The sequence below is a fragment of the Nodosilinea sp. LEGE 06152 genome (assembly GCF_015207525.1).
Classification (GTDB): Bacteria; Cyanobacteriota; Cyanobacteriia; order Phormidesmidales; family Phormidesmidaceae; genus Nodosilinea.
In genome coordinates, this window is sequence record NZ_JADEWR010000018.1 from 81,278 (window position 1) to 101,025 (window position 19,748).

Consider the following 19,748-nt stretch of genomic DNA (forward strand, 5'->3'; position numbering starts at 1 on the left):
GCGTTAGTGACCTAACCTTGACGGCCAAAGCACCCCAGCGCTTTTCCCCAGTTTTCACAGCCCCTTCTACTACGACTATCTTTTAAATTTTCTTCTTCCGGAAGGCAGACCGCACTTAACAAGACGAGCGTTGATAGGGCTAAAGAAGGGTGATAGGATGGGCACCCAATCGAAAAGTAGCTGTTTTCAAAATCGCCCAAAAGCCCTTCCTGCAAGGGATCCAGGCTTAACAGTTTTTTCGGCATGAGCAGTTTTACTGGGAATCTATTGCAAAGGTGAGATACTGCTAGTACGGAATCAGCCAGGTGTCACAGACGGGCGTTCCAGGCTTGCATTCCCTGTCCACCGCGTTTTCTTTCTGCGTTGCCATGAAGTTTATCTGCCCCCAGAGCGAGCTGAGTGCTCAACTGTCGTCGGTGAGCCGTGCTGTATCATCGCGCCCCAGTCGCCCTGTGCTGGCCAATATTTTGGTCAAGGCCGATATTGAGAGCCAGTCGGTCACCCTGGTGGGGTTTGACGAGGTGCTGGGTATCGAAAGCCGCTTCAGTGCCCAGGTCGACGAGCCCGGCACCCTGACCCTGCCTGCCAAGCTGTGGGGCGATATCGTTTCGCGGTTGGCCAACGAAGACATTACCCTCGAATCCGATGGCGATAGCACAACGGTAACGCTCACCTCCTCTTCGGGGCGCTACGAGGTGCGGGGGCTCAGCGCCGAAGATTACCCTTCGCTGCCCACGGTAGAAGATGGTGAGGCGATCGCACTCTCTGCCGAAGCCCTGCTCAGCGGCCTGCGCGGCTCGCTGTTTGCCACCAGCGGCGACGAAACCAAGCAGGTGCTCACCGGCGTTCACTTGCTCTCTGAAACCGACGCCCTGGAGTTTGCCGCCACCGATGGTCATCGTCTCTCGGTCGTGCAAACCACCGACGAAGCCGCCAGCGATACCCCCGCGATGGATGTCACGGTGCCCGCCAAAGCCCTGCGCGAGCTAGAGCGCATGATTCAGGGCTATACCTCTAACCAGCCGGTGGCCCTGCGGCTCGATGAAACCCAGGTGCTGTTTGACCTGGGGGCGCAGCGCCTTACCACCCGTTTGCTAGAGGGGCAGTACCCCAACTACCGCCAGCTGCTGCCCAAGCAGTTTGCCCGCCAGGTCACCGTCGATCGCCGCCTGCTGATGTCAAGCCTGGAGCGCATCGCCGTACTGGCCAGCCAGAAAAACGACATCATCAAAATCACCCTCAACAGCGGCGATCAATCTATTGCGCTCTCAGTCGAAGCCCAGGAGGTGGGCAGCGGTCGTGAAGACCTGCCCGCCCAGGTCACCGGCGACGACCTCGATATCGCCTTTAACGTGCGCTACCTGCTGGATGGCCTGAAGGCGTTCGATACGACTGAGGTACAAATGCAGTGCAATGCGGCCACCAGCCCAGCGGTGTTTGTGCCCCTAGGCGAAACTAAGATTACCTATCTGGTCATGCCCGTGCAGATTCGGGGATAGGCTGTAGCTCCAAAGCATCGGCGATTGCTGTGAACGGTATTAGCCCCAGTCCACGCGTGAGGCATTTGAAGCGAGTGCCAGAGCCGAGCAAATGCTTGTACCAAATTCTGCTTGATTACCCCTTAACGGTAGGGGTAAATATTACTTGCCCCTACCGTTTGGCTTTTGGGAAACCGAGGTTTTGCGATTCGGACTTGGTATTGAACGTGATTTGGAGTTGACTGCACCAATTCAATACTTTGGCGCAAAAAATTTAGCACTAGATTCGGGGATGGAAAATATCCGATCCAACGACTGGTTCGCTGCTATGGCACTCTGAGTGATGCTGGCCAAATAAAATACGGGCCAAAACGCTGGCTCATTTTGAACTCGCCACCGGCCGCTTTCCCCGCTTCGGTTAAGTAATGCTTGTCATCCTTGCTGGTGAGCAGTTCTGCCTCGGTAAGCTTCGCTAGGAGTTCCTGTGTACTTAAACCTAGCTTCTTGCCCAGCTTAGATGAAGAAAGCTTTTCACTGTCGCTGTTTCCTGATTTTAGTAAAGGCCGGGCTGGGTCTTGGCCAATTGAAACTTTTTCTAGCGACATGCGTACCTCGTCGCTGATACGAATGATACGCTGAGCTTCTTCATAAGCCTCACGATAAAGCTCGCCATCATCAGCGCGACTGATAGCTACGCCCATTTCGTTGTTATTGATTTGACTAAATTCGTATAGGTTAAGACTAGTAATGATACAAGTTTCTTCGTTTAAGTAGCATTTGGCATGGAGATTCTTGCAAAAGCTAGTGCGGATAAACGATAGCTCTCTCAGCCAATTTATTTCCTCTGGTTGTAGCTCGTTCTTGCCATAGACAATTCTGACATCGATTTTGAGGCGATTTTTATCTTCAAGGAGCTCTTTAACACGATCATTTAATTTGAGGAATGGACTAATAAGAATTAGTCGATCAGACGCGCCCTTGATCAGTTCCTCTAAAAAATAATTAGTAGCGCTGGTGTTGAGAAATTTTGCCAATGGTTAAGACTCCATTCTTAACTTGATTTGAATCATGTTCGTGGAACATTCACAAGGCTAACAATTTGTTGTGTGAAATTTTTCCGTGTATCTACCCAAGATTTGGTGTTTCTACCGATACTAATAGGCTGTAATAATATTCAGGGAACAATAGTGCCTAGGCTGATTCAAGCTGCTACGACGACTATTTTCAGCCATCGTTCTTGTGGCGAGACAGTTTTTTCTGACGCAGTAATAACACGACCGCAATCGCAACCCCTACCCCACCTATAGCGATCGCCATACCCCAAAGCACCGGGTTAACCGCTGGGGCCGCTAGACTCTCGCGATCGCTAGATTCAGTGAGGTCTGAGTTGTCTTGGGTCTCGACTGGCTGAGGCGGCGGTGTGGCTGCTCTGGCGCTACCGGCGGCAACCACCGTGGTGTAGCTCAGCTCAAAGGGCGTAAAGGTCGCATCAGCGGCGGGGCTACCCGTGAGCACAATCCGATATTCGCCCACCTCCGGAAACGTGATCTCGGCCCCAGGAATATTTTCGAAGCTTTCGGGTGACATCGCGGTTAGCGTCGGCTGCATCAGGGGCGCAGAGGACTTCTGGTTAGCCCTGTAGACTGCCAGGTTGCAGTCGCACTGCTCCAGCGGAATCACCCTGCCGCCCTGCTGGGTGAGGGCAACCCACACTCGGGCTGGTTCCCCGGCTCTGGCGCTGTGGTTGGGCTCCAGGTGCCAGGTACCTGCTACATCGCCTGAAACCTCGGTTTTGTGGGCCAGGGCGGGGAGCCCGGCCAGGATGCCAACGCCCACCACGAGGCTGCCAACCAGGTTAACGCTTGGCCGAGACATAGTACTTTTCCAAAGACAACAGGGACCAAAACCACCGCCAGCGCAGCAGCAGCGCCAGCAGCGCCAGAGTAACTAAGGCGATCGCAGCTAGCTGGTTTTGCGTAGAGCGCTCAAACCCCCCCAGGTATCGCGACCCCAGCAGCAGCGCGTGGGCTACCACCAAGACAAATATTGGTAAACTCAGCAGATGCAGCCGCCGCCACTGGTAGCCCAGGTAGCGCTGAGCCTGATCAAAACTGGTCAAAGCCAGGGGCGTCATTAGCCCAAAGGCGACGATGCCCGCCCAGCCGCCCACCTGCAGCCTGGGCAGCAAAAAGGGCAGCGTCAGCGGGTTCCAGCCCATGGTGACCATATGGCCAATGTGGGCTACCGAAAGCACAAAGGCCCCCACCCCCAGGGCGCGGCGATAGACCAACAGGGGCGACCAAAGTTTGCTAATGGGTCGAGCAATGAGGGCCAACAGCAGGCAAACCAGCGCCCCATGCCCGGTTAGGTCAACGCTGCCGCTGCCCCTAAAAACGGTCAACAGGCCAATGATGAGGGTAATCCAGCCGCCGAGGCGAAACAGTTGCCCCCGCCTGTCGCCACTTACCCAGCTGGTTGAAACGCCTACCCCCAGCATCATCGGCATTGTGCCAATGCCAAAGGCCAGCATGGTGGCCCCGCCCGCCCAGGGGTCGGTGGTCTCTGCCGCTTTAAGCTGAGCCGCATACAAAAAACCGCAGGGAATCAGCCCCCAGGCCAGCCCCAGCAGCAGCGGCGTCCAGCGCTGGGGGTTGAGCGAGAGGGACTGCATGGCGCGGCTGAGGCGATCGTGCAGGCCAGACATGGGGTTGAGGAAGGGCACCTTGGGCATGTGTTTGGGGCTAATTTGAGCCAGCCCAAACCAGATCAGCAGCAGCCCGGTAACGATGGCCACCCCCTGCCGCAGCGGGCTGCCGATACCCGCCATATGTCCACTGGCCACCAGCACCGACCCCAGCGCTCCGATCGCAATGCCGACCAGGGCATAGCTGACTAGCCGACCCAGATTGAGCAACAGGTGAAACGAAAGGTGCTGCCAACGGCTGGGCGTTGTACTGGACTGAGACAGCGAAAAGGCTACAGTAATGGGTCCACACATGCCCAGGCAGTGGCCAAAACTGCCTAAAAATCCGACGCTGGCAATGAGCAGCAGGTCTAGCATTCTAGAGATATGGGGCGCAGGCGGGTTTTTTAGCGTAACACCCTACCCTGCTCGGCGTCCTTCGACCAACTGTCTGTTGACAGAACGCGAGCCTGGTCAGTCAATCGCGGGGGCGCGGCACTCGCAGTCGGGGCGATCGCGGCATATCTACTAGCTTTTGCCAGATCTGCTCGTAGCTCTGGGCCATAACCTGGGCCGTAAACTGTGCCGCTGCCAAGGCTCGACCTCGCTGCCCCAGGCGATCGCGCAGAGCAGCATCCCCTTGCAGCCGACGCAGGGCTTTGACCAAACCTATCACGTCGTCTTTCTCAACCAAGAGCCCGGTTTCACCGTCAATTACGGCCTCGGCCACGCTCCCCACCCGAGTTGCAACCACGGGGCGAGACGCCAGCATGGCTTCGACGATCGCTAGGGGAAAGCCCTCCGAACGCGAGGGCAGCACGAAAATATCCACATTGGGCAGGTGGGCGCGGGGGCTGTCGACCCACCCCGGCAGCGACACGCGATCGCCAATGCCGAGATCCTGCACCAGCTGCTCTAGGGCACTGCGTTCGGCCCCATCCCCCCAAATGACGAGGTAGACATCGTCGACCTGGGCGATCGCGCGCAGCAAAATATCGTGCCCCTTCACTGCGTCCAGGCGGCCTGCGGTGCCGACAATGAGCCTGTGATCCTTACGGGCTGGTAGGCGCGCTGGCTCGAAGGCGGTGTCAGGTACCCCATTGGGCACCGATAGTACGGAGTGGCGACCCAGAGCATAAAAATCCTCCATGCGCCGGGCCGACGCGTCGCCCACCGCGACGTGGGCATCAACCCGCAAAGACAGTGATCGCGTGCGCCACAGCGTCAGGGCATCGGTGGTTCGCAGCGGCAGCTGATCGACCCGCACCACTCGCGCCCCAGGCACCGTCAGCGCTGCGGCAAGGCCGATGGCCCCAGCCCAGGGAGTACACAGGTTGAGATGCACAATGTCGGGCCGCAGACGATGCAGCGTGGCGATGTGAGCAGCTAGCGAGGGCAGCCCGCTTGAGGGTAAAACAATTTTTGCGGCGCTGGGCCGCTGGGTTGCGATCGCATCCACGACGCTCTCTGAGACGCCCAGCACGGTGATGTCAATCTCGTTCGAGACCGTTGCGATCAGGTGGCCCAGGCTCAGCTCTGCCCCACCCAAGCCTTGAGAATCGGTGTAAACTACAACTCGCAGTGGCCTGTGGGCCTCGCTGTCTAACGATGTCGGGGTTGAATTCACGATTTGTAAATAGCATTTGGATGCTACTCATTCAGCAATATTTGGTCTTCAGTTGCCATCACTATTGAGACAGAGTGCGCATGAGACAGGAGATAGAGCGCTTAGAACATGTCAACGGTCGGAAACTTGGCCTGAGCTTGCATGCAGTCCCACAGGTATATAGCTAAACCGAGATCGCCCGTCCAGAGCGGGTAGCGCAGTTGCCCGTAGAGCTGCCGAGACAGCCGGTATTGCTCAATGGCGTGCATGGCAAAAGCCCGCGCGCGATCGAGCCACAGCGGGTCGCCCGTGCGAACAAATAGCTTTAGGAATGCGTAACCATTGCCCCCGGTACCGTGGCACAGGTTTGACCCCTTTCTCAGCGGCCCCGCCTGCCAGGTCAGCTCGCCGCCCTGCACCAAAATGCGATCGAAGTCCTCATTGACGCCTTGGGGGAACGGGGCTAGGGCCGTTACCATACCCGGTGCGCCGTGGCAGTACTGCACCAGGTTGAGGTCTTGCGGCTTTTCGGCATCGTAAATGGCTGGCCAGTTGGCATAGTCGTCTTCTACAACGGCGGTTTGAACCACGGTTTGCATTGCTTTAGCCGCAATGGCTTGAAAGTCGTCCTCAGGGAGTAGAGACTGCCCCACGATCAGCGGTGTTAGGTTGCTGGCAAAGCCGTGGACAGGCCCCAGCCACTGCTGCTGACTGCCGTACAAATCAACCGTCCATAGATAGCCAACGCCATCCACAGGCTGCCAGTCCTGCAGCAGTATGTCTGCCTGCTGCTTAAAAACTGATTGCCATTGAGCTTCTTGCGTCCACTGATGCATAAACCAGGCCGCCAGCATGGTGCCGGCAATGCCCCACATCAGCTCTCGGACGGGTTGGGTGTCGTTTTTGTGAATTGCCTGCTCAACTTCGGTGGCTTTGGCTTTTGAGGGAGACAGCTTGTACTGCAGCAGCAGCAGCGGCAGCTCGCCAAACAGATAAGATGACTGCTCTGGATAGGGGCTAACCTTGGGGTAGCGCTGGCGGTTCTGGGCTAGGGTTGCGTCGAGATGGGTGGCAACATCAAAGGTCGAATCGATCGCCCCAATGGTTTGCAGGTAATCGATCGCCCACAGCACCCCGGCTTTGCCAAAATACAAATCGCTACCAAAGGCCTGATCATCCATCGGATGCCCGGCCAGCAGGGGGGCCGTGTTGAGCTGGGTGATGGTTTCATGGGCGATCGCATCGATCGCCTGCTGTGCTGTGTCGGGGTTCCAGTCAATCTGCAATAGGGGATAGTGCCGGGTCGGGTCAAACAGGGCCATTTTTCCCTCGCTAGGTTCACTTATCGGTGGGGCAAGTCGCTAGCTGCCTGCTGCCGTAGTTTAGCCTGAGCTACTGACGATCTGGCGTTGGTTAATGCTTAGCTACCGCGATTGACCGTAGGGGCACAAACTTAAAACCACACAGCGATCGCAGGCCGGTTTGTTGTAGAAGCAGCACCGCTGCCCGTGCAGCATCATCACTTCGTGGTGGTCGTAGATCTGCTGGGCGTTCCAATCCTCGGGCAAGAGCGCTTCGAGCACCGCATGGGATGGCCCTACAGCCAGGGTTTTAGAAATTAGCCCCAGCCGCTGGGCGACGCGGTGGTGGTGGCTATCGACCGGCAGTGCCCGCCCCCGCAGCTGGCTAAAACACAGCACCGCCGCACTGGTTTTTGGTCCCACTCCGGGCAGGGCCTCTAGCCAGGCGCGGGCCTGGGGGATTGGCATATCTTGCAGAAAATCGAGCGACCATTCGTTGTGGGTGGCATCCCCAATCAGCTTCAGCACCTGCTGAATGCGGGGCGCTTTTTGCTCAGGCCAGGTGCAGGGGGCGATCGCCGTCTCAACCTCCGCCGTGGGCGCATCTCGCACCGCTGCCCAGGTGGGAAACTGAGCCACCAGCTGCTTAAAGGCGCGACCCGAATCGCGATTTTTGGTGCGGTGCGACAGCAGTGATGACACTAGCTCGCTCAGCGGGTCGAGGGTGTGAAAATAAGGAATTGGGCAGCCATATTCCGCACAGAGGCGATCGTGAATGGCGATCGCTTTGTGCTGCAAATCTGCGTTAATCGGTTGGCTCACCAAAACTCTGGCCCTGCTCGCTCTCCCCAGCAGTCTAACGATTTGAGGGGAGGAGCAGAATTTACCTATGGAGAGAGCTAAATGGCTTAAAGCCCCCAGTCGAGCGCCATGCTCCCTCATTGGAAAGATGTTGCTCTACCTCAGGGTCTTTAGGATGCGAGTAAAGGCAAAAACTACAAAACCATGAGCGATACCACCATCATTAAAGTTACCTCCGAAGCCGCCCCGACAGGGACTATGGGGCAAAAGCATCTGGCCCTGAGTAAGAATATGGCGATGCGGCTGTGGGAAGATGAGCAGCCCGGTGAGGCCAAACCGGAGACCCAGCGACCCTATGAGGCGATCGGCTACGTCATTAGTGGGCGAGCTGAGCTGCATCTCGAAGGGCAAATGGTGATGCTCGAACCCGGTAACTCCTGGGTCGTCCCCGAAGGTGCATCTCACACCTACAAAATTTTGGAACCCTTCACCGCCGTTGAGGTAACTATGCCTCCGGCTGTGGTGCATGGTCGCGATTAGGCGTGAGGCTTTAGTATGGGGCCTCAATGGCTTCAAAGGCCATGTCGTTGAAGTCAAATAAAACCGTTTCGCCTGCCAATCCGCTCGGCTTAATCTGAGCGGCATAGAGCTTGCCTTCTGCGGCCCAGACCAGCCGCTTACCATCTAACTCGGCCCACTCCCAGTCTGGGCAGGCAATGGGCGGTGCTGAGTTGGGGCTCACCAGTTCGTGCTCGTCCCAGTAGCAGCCTTTGCCTATCGGAGCACCCACCTCAGCATGGGCGATTTTGCGCAGCGTCCAGCCGTGGCCAATGGGTTTTTCAAAAATGTCTTTCTCCTGCCACTGTCTCACCTTGGTGCGATCTACCCAAGTCCAACCATCACGGAGCAGGCGGGGATAATACACGCTCAAACACTCGCCACCCTGGCCACCCTGGGGTTGATACTGAGTATCTCGTTGCAGGGCTGACGTATTGTGCAACGCCGTATGGCCATAGCCATCATTCAGCCAGTATTTCGTCCTCCCAGTCCACAGGCCACCGCCGTGCCAGCAGTCACCCTTGGGAAAAAACGCGATCGCCTTCAGGTAAGGCACTCGCGAGATGGCTGTCCACGCCCCCCGCGACTCCGACTGCCACTGGCCGTTCATGGCGAAATAGATAGCGTGTTTGCCGTCAGATGAAATATCGCTGCGGCGTTCATAGATGCGGCCTTTGAGCCACTGACCTAGGCGAAAGATGTCGCGATCGCGATCCCAAAGCAGAGTGGCCACGCGCTTGGATGGTCCCCTGCGAATCACCAGCCCAACGGGTGCATGACTGGCGAGCAAAACGTGAATTCGAGGCGGAAACTGTGACATCGTCTAACCGAGCAAGTGTTGAGACAGCCAAATAGTCTTAGCGCAGGACAATGGATCACTAATGTTTTCAACTGCTTTTTAAGGTGCCCAGTCATAGCGATGCCGGTTTCGTTGGCAACGTTCCTTAATGCTGAGCCGCCAAAATCCTTCTTTAGATGTAGTGAATGACTGGGGGACTGCCCTGTAGCCTTGAGTAGCACCAAGCCAATGAGGATCGCGGTAGGAATGGCGCTGGAAACGGTACAGCAAGCCCAGGTTTTAACCCTGGAGAATACTGAAGTCAAGTTAACGGTTCGGCCTGACCTAGGCGGGCGAATTGATCAGCTAGAAGACCTTCAAACGGGGCACTCCTGGCTCTGGCATCCCTCCCAATACGCGCCTGAAACAACGCGATCGCTGGCCGTTGGGGCCTCCTTCGATGATCACTGGACCGGCGGTTGGGATGAAGTGTTTCCTAACGATGCCGCTGGTGAATTTCAGGGGCGAAATTTGGCCGACCACGGCGAGCTGTGGTCGCAGCGGTGGCAGGTTCTAGAAACCGCGCCCCTCAGCCTAACGCTGGGCTATCAGTGCCAAACGGTGCCCGTATGGGTCAAAAAGACCATTCAGCTCGATTCCAATCGCCCCGAGGCCAGCCTGGTTTACGAGTTTCAAAATCAGTCTGAGCAGCAAATTCCGTTTTTGTTTAAGCACCATGCCGCGATCGCGATCGAAGCTGGCGATGAAATTCTCCTGCCCGACTGTTGGGTAGAACCGGCGTTTCTGGAGTTCAGCAAAATCATTGGTCAACCCGGCAAAACCCGCTTTCCTGAAGCGATCGGGGCCAACGGCGAAGCGGTTGATCTGCGAGTGATGCCGCCGCCCTCGTCTCAGCTGCAAGAGTTTTATTACACCTCTGAGCTATCGCAGGGGCGCTGCGGCATTCGTCATCAGCGCAGCCAGTCGTCGTTGCTCATGACGTTTGATACCGCCGACTTTCCCTACGTCTGGATGTTTCAGAGCTACGGCGGGTGGCAGGGGCACTATGTGGTTGTGGTAGAACCTTGCACCACGTTGCCCTCAGATCTAGACGAGGCCTGTCGCAATGGCACCGTAGCGCTGCTGCAACCCCAGGAGCACCAGCGCCGCAGGCTGACCCTGCAATTGCAGCGCGATTGACGGCACCCATTCTCTGATCAGCATCAGGCGATGGGCTTTTAGCCGCAACAAAAAACGCCCCAGATGTTTGGGGCGTTTCATAACCTTCATTCGACCTGTTCACAGGATGGGCGAGGCGCTAACCCTGCCCAAGTTTTACAACCTAACCGTTGATGACAGGAGCCTGTAGGGCAACGGGGGTAGCCTCACCGGCAAACGCCAGGTCGAGGGGGAAGTTGTGAGCATTGCGCTCGTGCATCACTTCCATACCCAGGTTCGCACGGTTGATTACGTCAGCCCAGGTGCCAATCACGCGGCCTTGGCTGTCAAGAATCGACTGGTTGAAGTTGAACCCGTTCAGGTTGAACGCCATCGTGCTGATGCCCAACGACGTAAACCAGATGCCAATCACAGGCCACGCACCCAAGAAGAAGTGCAGTGAACGAGAGTTGTTGAAGCTGGCATATTGGAAGATCAACCGACCGAAGTAGCCGTGGGCCGCAACGATGTTGTAGGTCTCTTCTTCCTGGCCAAACTTGTAGCCGTAGTTCTGCGACTCGGTCTCGGTGGTCTCACGCACCAGCGAACTGGTAACGAGCGAACCGTGCATGGCAGAGAACAGCGAACCACCAAACACACCGGCAACGCCCAGCATGTGGAAGGGGTGCATCAGAATGTTGTGCTCAGCCTGGAACACCAGCATGAAGTTGAAGGTGCCCGAGATGCCCAGAGGCATGCCGTCGGAGAAGGAGCCCTGACCCAGGGGATAGATCAGGAATACGGCAGTAGCAGCAGATAGCGGAGCCGAGTAAGCCACGCAGATCCAGGGGCGCATGCCCAGGCGGTAGCTCAGTTCCCACTGACGACCCATGTAGGCAAAAATGCCGATCAGGAAGTGGAACACGATCAGCTGGTAGGGGCCACCGTTGTACAGCCACTCATCGAGGGAAGCGGCTTCCCAGATGGGGTAGAAGTGCAGACCAATGGCGTTGGACGAGGGCACAACCGCACCGGAGATGATGTTGTTGCCGTACATCAGCGAACCGGCAACGGGCTCACGGATGCCGTCGATATCCACCGCGGGGGCGGCGATAAAGGCGATGATGAAGCAAATGGTCGCAGCTAGCAGGGTGGGAATCATCAGTACGCCGAACCAGCCCACATACAGGCGGTTCTCGGTGCTGGTCACCCACTGACAAAACCGCTCCCAGGCTCCCGCATTGTCGCGGGCGCGAAGAGTAGTAGTCATGGTAAGAGTGCCAATGAATAACAACGAAAAATGGATGATGGATGACTAGCGATCGCAGCCAAGTCTAGATGTGAAGGTTTCCCGCAGGCAAAACTTCAGTACTCGAGCTGGAGTTGATGCTACCCACCCACATGCAGTGTAAAGTTTCTCTTTTCCACAACAAACCGTGGGAAAGGAAAGTTTATTTCGCTGTACAAAAGTAAATGACCTAGCCCGGTGGCCACCCTAGACCTCGACCACCTAGCAGGTGCAGATGCAAATGGTAAACCGTTTGTCCGCCATTGTCTCCAGTATTAATTACCACTCGATAGCCCTCTTCAGTTAAGCCCAGCTGATCGGCAATTTCTTTAACTGTTAGTAACAAATGTCCCAACAGTTCTTTATCATCTGCAGTCGCATCTGACAGCTTAGGAATCGGCTGTTTGGGAATAACCAGAATGTGGGTTGGGGCCTGGGGTGTAATGTCGTTAAAGGCCAGACAGAGATCATCCTCATAGACAATGTTGGCCGGAATTTCTTTGCGAATGATTTTGCCAAAGATAGTGTCGCCACTCATGGAAAAAACTAGGCTATAAGACGCCGCTATTGTCGCACGGGCTCAGGAATGGTGGGGAGCAGAGCGATACCGCTTCCTCCCCACCATCAAAAGACTCGCCGCAGGCGTTCTAGCAGCACCCGGAGGGTCTCTAGCTCTGCCGGGCTCAGCTGTTCAAACCGCTCTTTTACGTGGGCAATGTGCGCCGGAAACACCTGCTCAAACACCGCTTGCCCAGCGGTGGTGAGCTGTACAACAACGCTGCGGCGGTTGTCGGCGGGGGTTTCGCGCTGCACCAGCTGCTTTTGCACCAGGCGATCGACTACCCCGGTCAGGGTGCCCTTGGTAATCAGGGTTTTTTCGCCGATGTCGCCCATGGTCATGCCCTGGGTGTTGCCCAGGGTGGCGATTACATCAAACTGGGCGGGGGTGAGGTCAAACTGCCGCACATGGGCGTCAGAATAGGCCGAAAACGCCTGGTAAGCTCGCGCCAGCTCCCGCATAACCGGAATGAATGGCTCCTGGGCCGCCTGGGCGGATGAAGCAGAGGGCATAGGCATCAGCCCGTATAGTTCTAGTTAGATTAATTCTAACCTTGAGCGTCCTGGGAGCCAGCCTCTGGCCCAAAGTAGTGGGTCACAAAGCTACCGTGCAGACCGTAGGGGACATGGTGGGGCAGCTTGAGCCGGGCCACGGGGCCAGCGGTGATATCCTTGCCCTCCAGAATGACCAGGTCTGAGCACTGGCGCTCAGCGTTATACATCAGCACTAGCACCCAGCCGTCGTCTTCACCCTGGCCCTGGGGACGGGGCACAAACAAGGGCTCACCCATAAACCCACGCGGGGCAGCGCTCCACACCTCGGTTTCACCCGTGTGGGTGTCGAGTTTGAGCAGGGCCTGCAGCGGGGCGTTGCCCTGGGGCTCGTGGGCGGTGCCTATAAATAGATGTCGGTAGGGCCGCCCCAGGTAGTCGGGGTGCAGGGTGGGGAACTCCACACAGCGGGTCACCTGTTTGCTGACCTCAGCCGTGCCCGCCTCTAGATCCAGGCTAAAGCGCCACAGTTCTCCCGCCGGAACGCTGTCAAAGTCAACTTCGCGAAAGTCGCTGCTGCCGTCTAGGGAGGGGAAACTGCCGTAGCAAATAGAGTCAATCACGACCCGGCCATCTTGCTCAAAGGCATTGGCGTGGTGAAACACAAAGCAGGGGTCGGTCTCGATCACCTGCATAGGGTCGCCATTGCGGGGAACGATCAAAATTTTGGTCGGCTCTTTGGGGTTGAAGCTAATGCATTCTGCCGCGCCCTTAAACCCCAGCAGAAAGGGAATTGGCCCAAAGCTCACCGGGTTCTGGAAAAAGATGGCGTAGTTGGGGGTGAGGGCAAAGTCGTGAATGAAGGCAAAGCCAGGAATGGTGTGGCTGTACTGACTGAGGGCGTTGCCTTGGGCATCGATTTCGTAGAGCGTAATCTTGCTAGATAGCCCGGTTTTAAGCGAAAAGCCGACGAGTCGCTGGTCGCCGTGGTGGCCAGGGTCGATTTTGGGGTGGGCGGTGAAGGAGCCGCCGGGCGCAATTAGCCCGTTTAGGTAGTCTAGCCCCAGGGTTTCAAGGGTAGCGGGATCCAGGCGGTGAGGTTCAGCCGCTTCCCACAGAGCCAGCAGCTTGTCGGCCCAGTAGACGATGTGGGTGTTGGCAATGTTCTTGAGGTTGAGGTCAAAGGCGTTGGCCAAAGCACCGCCGGGCTTTTGGGTGCCAAACACGCCGCGAAACAGCGGCTTGTTGGCCTGCTGCTCGGCCACGTAGCCCGCCGTACGCACAAAGCGGTTGCGAAAGAACGCTTTTCCACCCTGTATGGCAATGCTGCTGATCATGCCATCCCCATCAAAGGGGTGCTTGACGGGGTGGCCGTGGATGTCGAGCAGTCCGGGGCCGTTGCGAAACAGAGTGCCCTCCAGCTCCGCTGGAATGTGGCCTTCAATGTCGGTGACCCAGTAGCTGTGCTCGTTGGGCTGAGAGCGGTAGCCGCTGCTCCAGTCTTCAACGGAAAAGGCGGCGGTGTCAGTCCCGGCCTCGGCGGTCATGGTGGGGGAGTTAATGATGGGGTAGGTAGGCATCTCGATTGGAAAGATAAGAGATAGAAGGATCACTAAAGACAGGGTGCATAACCCCAAGCGGTGGTGCCATCTGTCGCCATGCCTGTTTCAGGCGCGATCGCTGGCTTTAGCTTCAGGTCAATCGGGGTCACCAACGGCGACGGGGTGCTCAGCTGAGACAGCGGCAAAAAGAGTAGTTGACACCACAGTTGTTTCGGCCGGAGGCAGCTCTTCGACGTGACTGTCGCCAACACTTTGAGATGACGACGACGGCAGCAAAAACAGCAGCGGCAGGGGCAGCAGGGTGGTGAGGTTGGTGATCAGCACCAGCTCCCACAAATTGTCGAAGTTGGTTTCGGTAACGCTGAGCCAGTGGGTGAGCACGGCCCCTAGCTCGTGGGAGAGCAGCCCGGCTAAGTTCACCACCGACATCAGCAGGGCAAACAGGGTGGCCTCTACGCCGGGAGGGCAGAGGCGAGCTGAGAGCACCAGCACGGGCATAAAGGCGATTTCGCCCATGACGGTGAGGACTAAACTGTCGCCCAGGCTAAACCATTCGTCACCAATGCCTAGGGTGCGGTTGACGTGGGTAACCAGCAGCAGCATGCTCATGCCCAGCAGGCTAGAGAGCACCGTCGACCAGGCAAAGATAGTGCGAAAGGGAACGGTGCGCAAGAATCGTTGAAACACCCAAATGCCTAGCAGCGAGGCCAGGCTGGTGACCAATCGCACGCGGCCCAAAAACTCGGGCTGAAAGCCTAAATCGTTGGTGGTAAAGAAAAAGAAGGCGGCATCGGCGGTGGGGGTGGCCTGCCACAGAAATAAAAACAGAGCAGGCATCCAGATCGCCCGCTGCCGAATGGCCTGCCACAGCTGTTTGACCTGGTTGCCCACCACCGTCCAGCTGGGGGAATCGACCGGGTCTTCGGTAATGAGCACCGCGACGAGGGAGACAATTAGCGGAAAGGTCGCGGTGATGCCAAACACTGCGCGGGTGCTAATGTGCTGGAGCAGCGCCCCGCCCAGGTAGGCGGTGAGCACGCCACCCACTGCCGAGGTGCCCCAGGCCAGCGATTGCAGGGTACCGGCTTTACCAAGAGACTCGCCTCGGGCGCGTTCTACTACCAGAGAGTCAACGATCACGTCGCTGACGGCGACAGACAGCGAGCTAAGGGTGATGGCCGCGATCGCAGCCCAGCCCGTCTGCACCACCGTAGCCAGCGCCAGCCACGCCCCGGCTCCTAAAATTCCCGACAAAATTAGGTAGGGTCGCCGTCGGTAGCCAAAGATGGGAAGACCATCTGATAGAAGGCCAAATACGGGCTTGACCGTCCAGGGCAGCGTGGCAATACCGCTGAGGGCAGCCACTTCTGCCGGGGTTAGCCCCAAATCATCTTTAAGGAAAAAACTAACTGCCAGCCGGGCCAGGCCCAAAATGCCCTGCACAAAGTACACCAGCAGTATGGCTGCCAGTTCTGAGGTCAGGGGCTGGCCCAGGAGAATGCGATTCTCCACAAAGCCTTTGATGCCGCTGGTTGAGGAGGAGGAAGCCGTCATGAATAAATTAGTCTTGCTAAATATTCGATCGAAGTGCGTTCTCGGATTTGTTAAGAAATGTCAATGGTCTTCCCCATGATAACTCGTTGGTCGTAGAGGGGTAGGGTACAGCCCTGCCGGATTGCTCTACCGAGGGGTAGACAACCCAGGGGTGACAAGCTTGAGGAATAGGGGTGTTAACCCGGTTGCCGCTGCGATTGAGAAACTATGCCATCGGATCAATGGCACGGATTTTAGGGTCACGGATTCTAGGGCACGGGTCGTGGGTACGGATTGGGGCATGAACTGAGGTACATCGGAGCAGGACCGTGGCAAGGCTTAACCGGGCCGATTTTGAAGGTTATAAAGGCCAGCGCGTTGCAATTTCTTTGGTCAGTTGGCGAAAAGTACTTGCCCGTGCTTTTACGAAAACAGCTTCTAAAAAGCTGGTGGGATGGTTGAGGGAGCTGGTCATGCGCTCGTCGTTTTTGAGGCAGCAGAATAGCCTGTTTTGAAGGAAAATTTGGCCATTTAGCGGCAGGATTACCCCTAGCTGCCTGTAGGTTTTTTTTGTTGACTCCCCTGGCGAATCCTGCAATAGTTGAGCGTAATTCTCGGGTACGCACCAATCTGGGTTAATCAACGGGTTTTGCGAGTTAGCATACGCCTGTTTTGCCTGTGGACTTGGTATATTTGCCTAGCCTCCAGTTCTTTGCCTCCATCGTCAGACAATGCAGTATTCAGTCAAGCTTTTCGTTGCCGCACTGTTTGCCCTTAGCCCGGCAGCCCATCCCGCTCTAAGAGATTTCGCCCTGGCTCAGGTTGCCCAGTCTTCACAGTTTTCGCTCCCTGAGACGGTGCCTGCCGGTACCACGTTGTCAATTCAGAGCTCCCCTAACCTGGGTTTTGCGGCCGAGGCTCTCAAGCAGGAGTTTGAGGCGGCTTACGAGGGCACCGAGGTGGGGGTAGAGGTGACCAGCAGCGATGAGGCGATCGCGGCCCTAGTCGGTGGCGATATCGATCTGGCGGCGATCGGGCGTCCCCTGACGGAGGAAGAACAGGCGCAGAACCTCAATACAGTCGCCCTAGATCGGGCCAAAATTGCGGTTATTATTGGCCCCGACAACCCCTTCGACGGCAATCTCACCTTTGAGCAGTTTGCTGGTATGTTTCGGGGCGAAATTACCGACTGGTCAGAGGTTGGAGGCGAGCCTGGCCCGATTCGATTTGTCGATCGCCCCGAAGATAGCGATACCCGTCGTTCGCTGAGTCAGTACGACGTTTTTAGCAATGCCCCCTTTGAGGCGGGAGCCACCGCCGAAACGGTAACCGAGGACGACACCGCCGACGTGATTCAGGCCTTGAACGACGATGGCATTAGCTATGCGATCGCGCCCCATGTGCTTGATCAACCAGCGGTCACCATCGTGCCCATGCACCAGACCCTGCCCGATGATCCCCGCTACCCCTATTCTCAGCCCCGTTATTTCGTCTACCGTGGTGAGCCTAACCCTGCTGTAGCGGCCTTTTTAGGCTATGCAACCTCCCCGACCGGTTTAGATGCGCTGACGGCGGCTCAGGTGGCCGAAGTGGGGGCCGTTGCCGCAGGAGTGACTGCCCCCATCGACCCCGTTGCTGACGAAGCGCCAGCGGCAGCCCCRGCCGACGCCGATCCGGCAGCAGAGGCTCCAGCCCTGACCACAACAGACCCGGTGGTAGCCGACAACGATGGCGGATTTGCCTGGTGGTGGCTGCTGCTGCCCCTTGCCGCCCTGGGCGGATTGGCCTGGTTGATCGGCCGCAGTCGGAGGGGTATGTCCCCCGATGCTGCGACCACTGTTGTGCCTTCCTCCCCTGCCGCACCACCTGTTCCCCCTCCCACCGCCGAACATCCTGTTCCCGCCGTGGCTGAGCCACCCGTAGTAACAACCCCTGTAGCGCCGCCGCTGCTGGTCGATGAGCCAGTGGCCGCCGCTGTACCTGAGCCTCTAGTGCCCGAGCCGGTACTGCCCGAACCGCCTGTACCCGATCCCATAGTGCCTGCGCCAGCACCCGAACCCGTAGTACCCGAACCGCCCGCGCCCGAACCGGTAGTGCTTTCTCCGGAGCCAGAGGTTGTTGCTGTCGACGAGTTGCCGCCGCCCGTTGAACCCGTGGTAGAACCGCCTGCGCCTCAGCCAGTGGTTCCCCCGGCTGCTCCTGTTGTGATGGGGGTGGCAGGGCTGGCGGCAGGGGCGGTGGCTTCTTTGGCCAGTACCGAAGACCAGTCGGCGATCGAAGCCAGCAAGTTTAACGTGGTAGGCCGCCCTACCGATCGCGACCTCGATCTCTCTACCATTGATGACGGTCTGCCGCCGTTACCCGATGGCTACGGCGAGAGCCGCATTGTGCTCATGCCCCGCGACCCGCAGTGGGCCTATGCCTACTGGGATACGCCCCACACCCACAAAGAAGACCTGCGCTACCAGGGGGGTGAACACCTGGCCCTGCGCCTGTACGATGTCACCGGCATTAACCTCGACCACCAGGCCCCCCATAGTTTGCAGCAGTTTGGCTGTGATGAAATGGCGCGGGAATGGTACATGCAGATTCCGGTCAGCGATCGCGACTACCAGGTCGAGATTGGCTACCTGGCGGGCGACGGCCGCTGGCTGGTGCTGGCCCGTTCCAACACCGTTCGCATTCCCCCCGTCTATCCCTCCGACTGGACAGAAGAGCACTTCCTCACCGTCACCTGGGAGGAAAATTTGCGCGGCAAAACCATCATGACCCTGGTTGACCCACGCATTCCGGGAGCCGATACCAGGCTGCATGAGCAACTCTACGCCCTGGCCCACCCTGGCGAAGCCCTGCGGGTTGACGGTTCGCTGTTTGGTTCTATGCAGCATGTGGCTGGGTCGATGGCACCGCCGATGAGTTCCTATGTGTTGGCCTCAGGGGCAGGTCTGGGGGCGGCGGCGATGGTGCCCGTCACCATGTCTGAGGTATCGGGCTTTACCCTGTCGGGCTTCCCTGGTCAGATGGCCGAGTTCCCTGGCCTCAGCATGTCGGGTATCTCTGGGTTAACCATGTCGGGCATTGCGGGGCTCACCATGTCTGGGGCAGGCTTCTCAGCCTCAATGCCGCCGATTCGGCCCCGCAAGTTTTGGCTGGTGGCTGATGCTGAGCTGATTGTCTACGGCGCGACCGAACCCGATGCCACCGTAACGGTTGGGGGCGCGCCGATCCAGCTAAGTGAAGACGGCACCTTCCGCTTCCAGATGTCTTTCCAGGATGGCAATATTGACTACCCGATTATGGCGGTGGCTGCCGACGGGGAGCAGAGCCGCAACATTCACATGACCTTTGAGCGCCAAACCCCCGATCGCAACACCAACACCAAAGACGAAGCTCAAGAAGAGTGGCCAGGTAGTGAGTGGCCCAATAGTTAAGTGTGGGTTTCGGTTTCGACTCCGCTCAACCTGCGGGGTCGAGGGTTGAGCGGAGTCGAAACCTGTCGCTCAGCCTGCATGGTCGAGAGTTGAGCGCAGTCGAAACCCGATCGCCAATCTCCTATAGCACCCGCTCCAATGGGTCGCAGGTACTCCCCCGTGCCCGATCGCTGCAGTTACCAATCGCCGGATGCACAACATTTAGCAGCATAGTCTAGATATTCTGCACGACCAGCAGGAGTACGTTTCGTCGATTGCGGTCTTGCTGGTCGTACAGGTGATTATCGCTACAGCTTGATACTATATTGACGAATCGTAAAAACAGAGGTTTTGATGGAAGGAGCAGCTCCTCGCACTACAAAACTATCTTAAAGGAAAATATGATCCAGCGTTTGTTACCCCAAACTCTTTCCCTCAGTCTTACAGCCTGTAGCTTGTTGTTAGCGATCGTCTCTATCCAACTGGGCCGGCGGATAAACTATCTGGATCACCTTCTCCTGTTCAACGGGTTGGTGATTACT

Annotated in this window: 17 protein-coding genes and 2 pseudogenes; 6 read left to right on the forward strand and 13 right to left on the reverse strand. The window is 57.4% G+C overall.

Translation table 11 applies throughout. The features are described from left to right. Positions 1-11: 11 nt before the first annotated feature. Positions 12-245: a hypothetical protein gene (locus IQ265_RS21460; protein WP_194057362.1), complete on the reverse strand. Its 234-nt coding sequence runs from the start codon at positions 243-245 to the stop codon at positions 12-14. Positions 246-368: 123 nt separating this feature from the next. Here IQ265_RS21460 and dnaN point away from each other — a divergent pair, with 123 nt between their 5' ends. Continuing rightward, positions 369-1,499 (forward strand): DNA polymerase III subunit beta, encoded by a 1,131-nt coding sequence (gene dnaN, locus IQ265_RS21465; protein WP_194057364.1) that lies wholly within the window; start codon positions 369-371, stop codon positions 1,497-1,499. Positions 1,500-1,804: 305 nt separating this feature from the next. Here the strand turns inward: dnaN and IQ265_RS21470 are convergent, their stop codons facing one another. The 6 genes from IQ265_RS21470 to IQ265_RS21495 form a co-directional block, all read right to left on the reverse strand. Next, positions 1,805-2,512, reverse strand: a complete 708-nt coding sequence (locus IQ265_RS21470; RefSeq protein WP_194057366.1) for a phospholipase D family protein — start codon at positions 2,510-2,512, stop codon at positions 1,805-1,807. A gap of 190 nt (positions 2,513-2,702) precedes the next feature. After that, entirely contained in the window at positions 2,703-3,353 is a 651-nt protein-coding gene (locus IQ265_RS21475) for a hypothetical protein (protein WP_194057368.1), read from the reverse strand. Then, entirely contained in the window at positions 3,334-4,539 is a 1,206-nt protein-coding gene (locus IQ265_RS21480) for a sulfite exporter TauE/SafE family protein (protein ID WP_194057370.1), read from the reverse strand. Before IQ265_RS21480 ends, IQ265_RS21475 begins: the two co-directional genes overlap by 20 nt. 100 nt (positions 4,540-4,639) lie before the next feature. Further along, positions 4,640-5,788, reverse strand: coding sequence for a glycosyltransferase (locus IQ265_RS30175; protein ID WP_347404998.1), 1,149 nt, complete (start codon positions 5,786-5,788; stop codon positions 4,640-4,642). 101 nt (positions 5,789-5,889) lie between these two features. Then, positions 5,890-7,089 carry a LanC-like protein gene (locus IQ265_RS21490; RefSeq protein ID WP_194057372.1) on the reverse strand — a complete coding sequence of 400 codons (1,200 nt, stop codon included), beginning with the start codon at positions 7,087-7,089 and terminating at the stop codon, positions 5,890-5,892. 102 nt (positions 7,090-7,191) lie between these two features. Next, on the reverse strand, positions 7,192-7,893 hold the full coding sequence (locus tag IQ265_RS21495; protein WP_194057374.1) for a Fe-S cluster assembly protein HesB: 702 nt from the start codon (positions 7,891-7,893) through the stop codon (positions 7,192-7,194). A gap of 180 nt (positions 7,894-8,073) precedes the next feature. Between IQ265_RS21495 and IQ265_RS21500 the strand changes: the two genes are divergently transcribed. Then, complete coding sequence (locus IQ265_RS21500) at positions 8,074-8,409, forward strand: cupin domain-containing protein (RefSeq protein WP_194057376.1); 336 nt, start codon at positions 8,074-8,076, stop codon at positions 8,407-8,409. Between the two features lie 10 nt (positions 8,410-8,419). Here the strand turns inward: IQ265_RS21500 and IQ265_RS21505 are convergent, their stop codons facing one another. Further along, positions 8,420-9,247: a hypothetical protein gene (locus tag IQ265_RS21505; protein WP_194057378.1), complete on the reverse strand. Its 828-nt coding sequence runs from the start codon at positions 9,245-9,247 to the stop codon at positions 8,420-8,422. A 225-nt stretch (positions 9,248-9,472) separates the two neighbouring features. Between IQ265_RS21505 and IQ265_RS21510 the strand changes: the two genes are divergently transcribed. Next, positions 9,473-10,405 carry a DUF4432 family protein gene (locus IQ265_RS21510; protein WP_194057380.1) on the forward strand — a complete coding sequence of 311 codons (933 nt, stop codon included), beginning with the start codon at positions 9,473-9,475 and terminating at the stop codon, positions 10,403-10,405. 142 nt (positions 10,406-10,547) lie between these two features. Here IQ265_RS21510 and psbA read toward each other — a convergent pair whose 3' ends face one another. The 5 genes from psbA to IQ265_RS21535 form a co-directional block, all read right to left on the reverse strand. Further along, entirely contained in the window at positions 10,548-11,633 is a 1,086-nt protein-coding gene (psbA, locus tag IQ265_RS21515) for a photosystem II q(b) protein (protein ID WP_194057382.1), read from the reverse strand. Positions 11,634-11,841: 208 nt separating this feature from the next. Next, a complete protein-coding gene (locus IQ265_RS21520) occupies positions 11,842-12,189 on the reverse strand; it encodes a histidine triad nucleotide-binding protein (RefSeq protein WP_194057384.1) in 348 nt (115 codons plus the stop codon). An 86-nt stretch (positions 12,190-12,275) separates the two neighbouring features. After that, entirely contained in the window at positions 12,276-12,728 is a 453-nt protein-coding gene (locus IQ265_RS21525) for a MarR family transcriptional regulator (protein WP_194057386.1), read from the reverse strand. A gap of 29 nt (positions 12,729-12,757) precedes the next feature. Beyond that, a complete protein-coding gene (locus tag IQ265_RS21530) occupies positions 12,758-14,248 on the reverse strand; it encodes a carotenoid oxygenase family protein (RefSeq protein ID WP_194057556.1) in 1,491 nt (496 codons plus the stop codon). Positions 14,249-14,398: 150 nt separating this feature from the next. Next, positions 14,399-15,817, reverse strand: coding sequence for a folate/biopterin family MFS transporter (locus IQ265_RS21535; protein WP_194057388.1), 1,419 nt, complete (start codon positions 15,815-15,817; stop codon positions 14,399-14,401). A gap of 308 nt (positions 15,818-16,125) precedes the next feature. Between IQ265_RS21535 and IQ265_RS21540 the strand changes: the two genes are divergently transcribed. From IQ265_RS21540 to IQ265_RS28895, 3 genes and pseudogenes are all read left to right on the forward strand, one after another. After that, on the forward strand, positions 16,126-16,311 hold the full coding sequence (locus tag IQ265_RS21540; protein ID WP_194057389.1) for a hypothetical protein: 186 nt from the start codon (positions 16,126-16,128) through the stop codon (positions 16,309-16,311). 216 nt (positions 16,312-16,527) lie between these two features. Beyond that, a pseudogene (locus tag IQ265_RS28890) lies at positions 16,528-17,334 on the forward strand (substrate-binding domain-containing protein); the annotation flags it as partial. 720 nt (positions 17,335-18,054) lie between these two features. After that, positions 18,055-19,227 (forward strand): annotated as a pseudogene (locus IQ265_RS28895) (DUF4912 domain-containing protein); the annotation flags it as partial. Positions 19,228-19,748 lie beyond the last annotated feature (521 nt).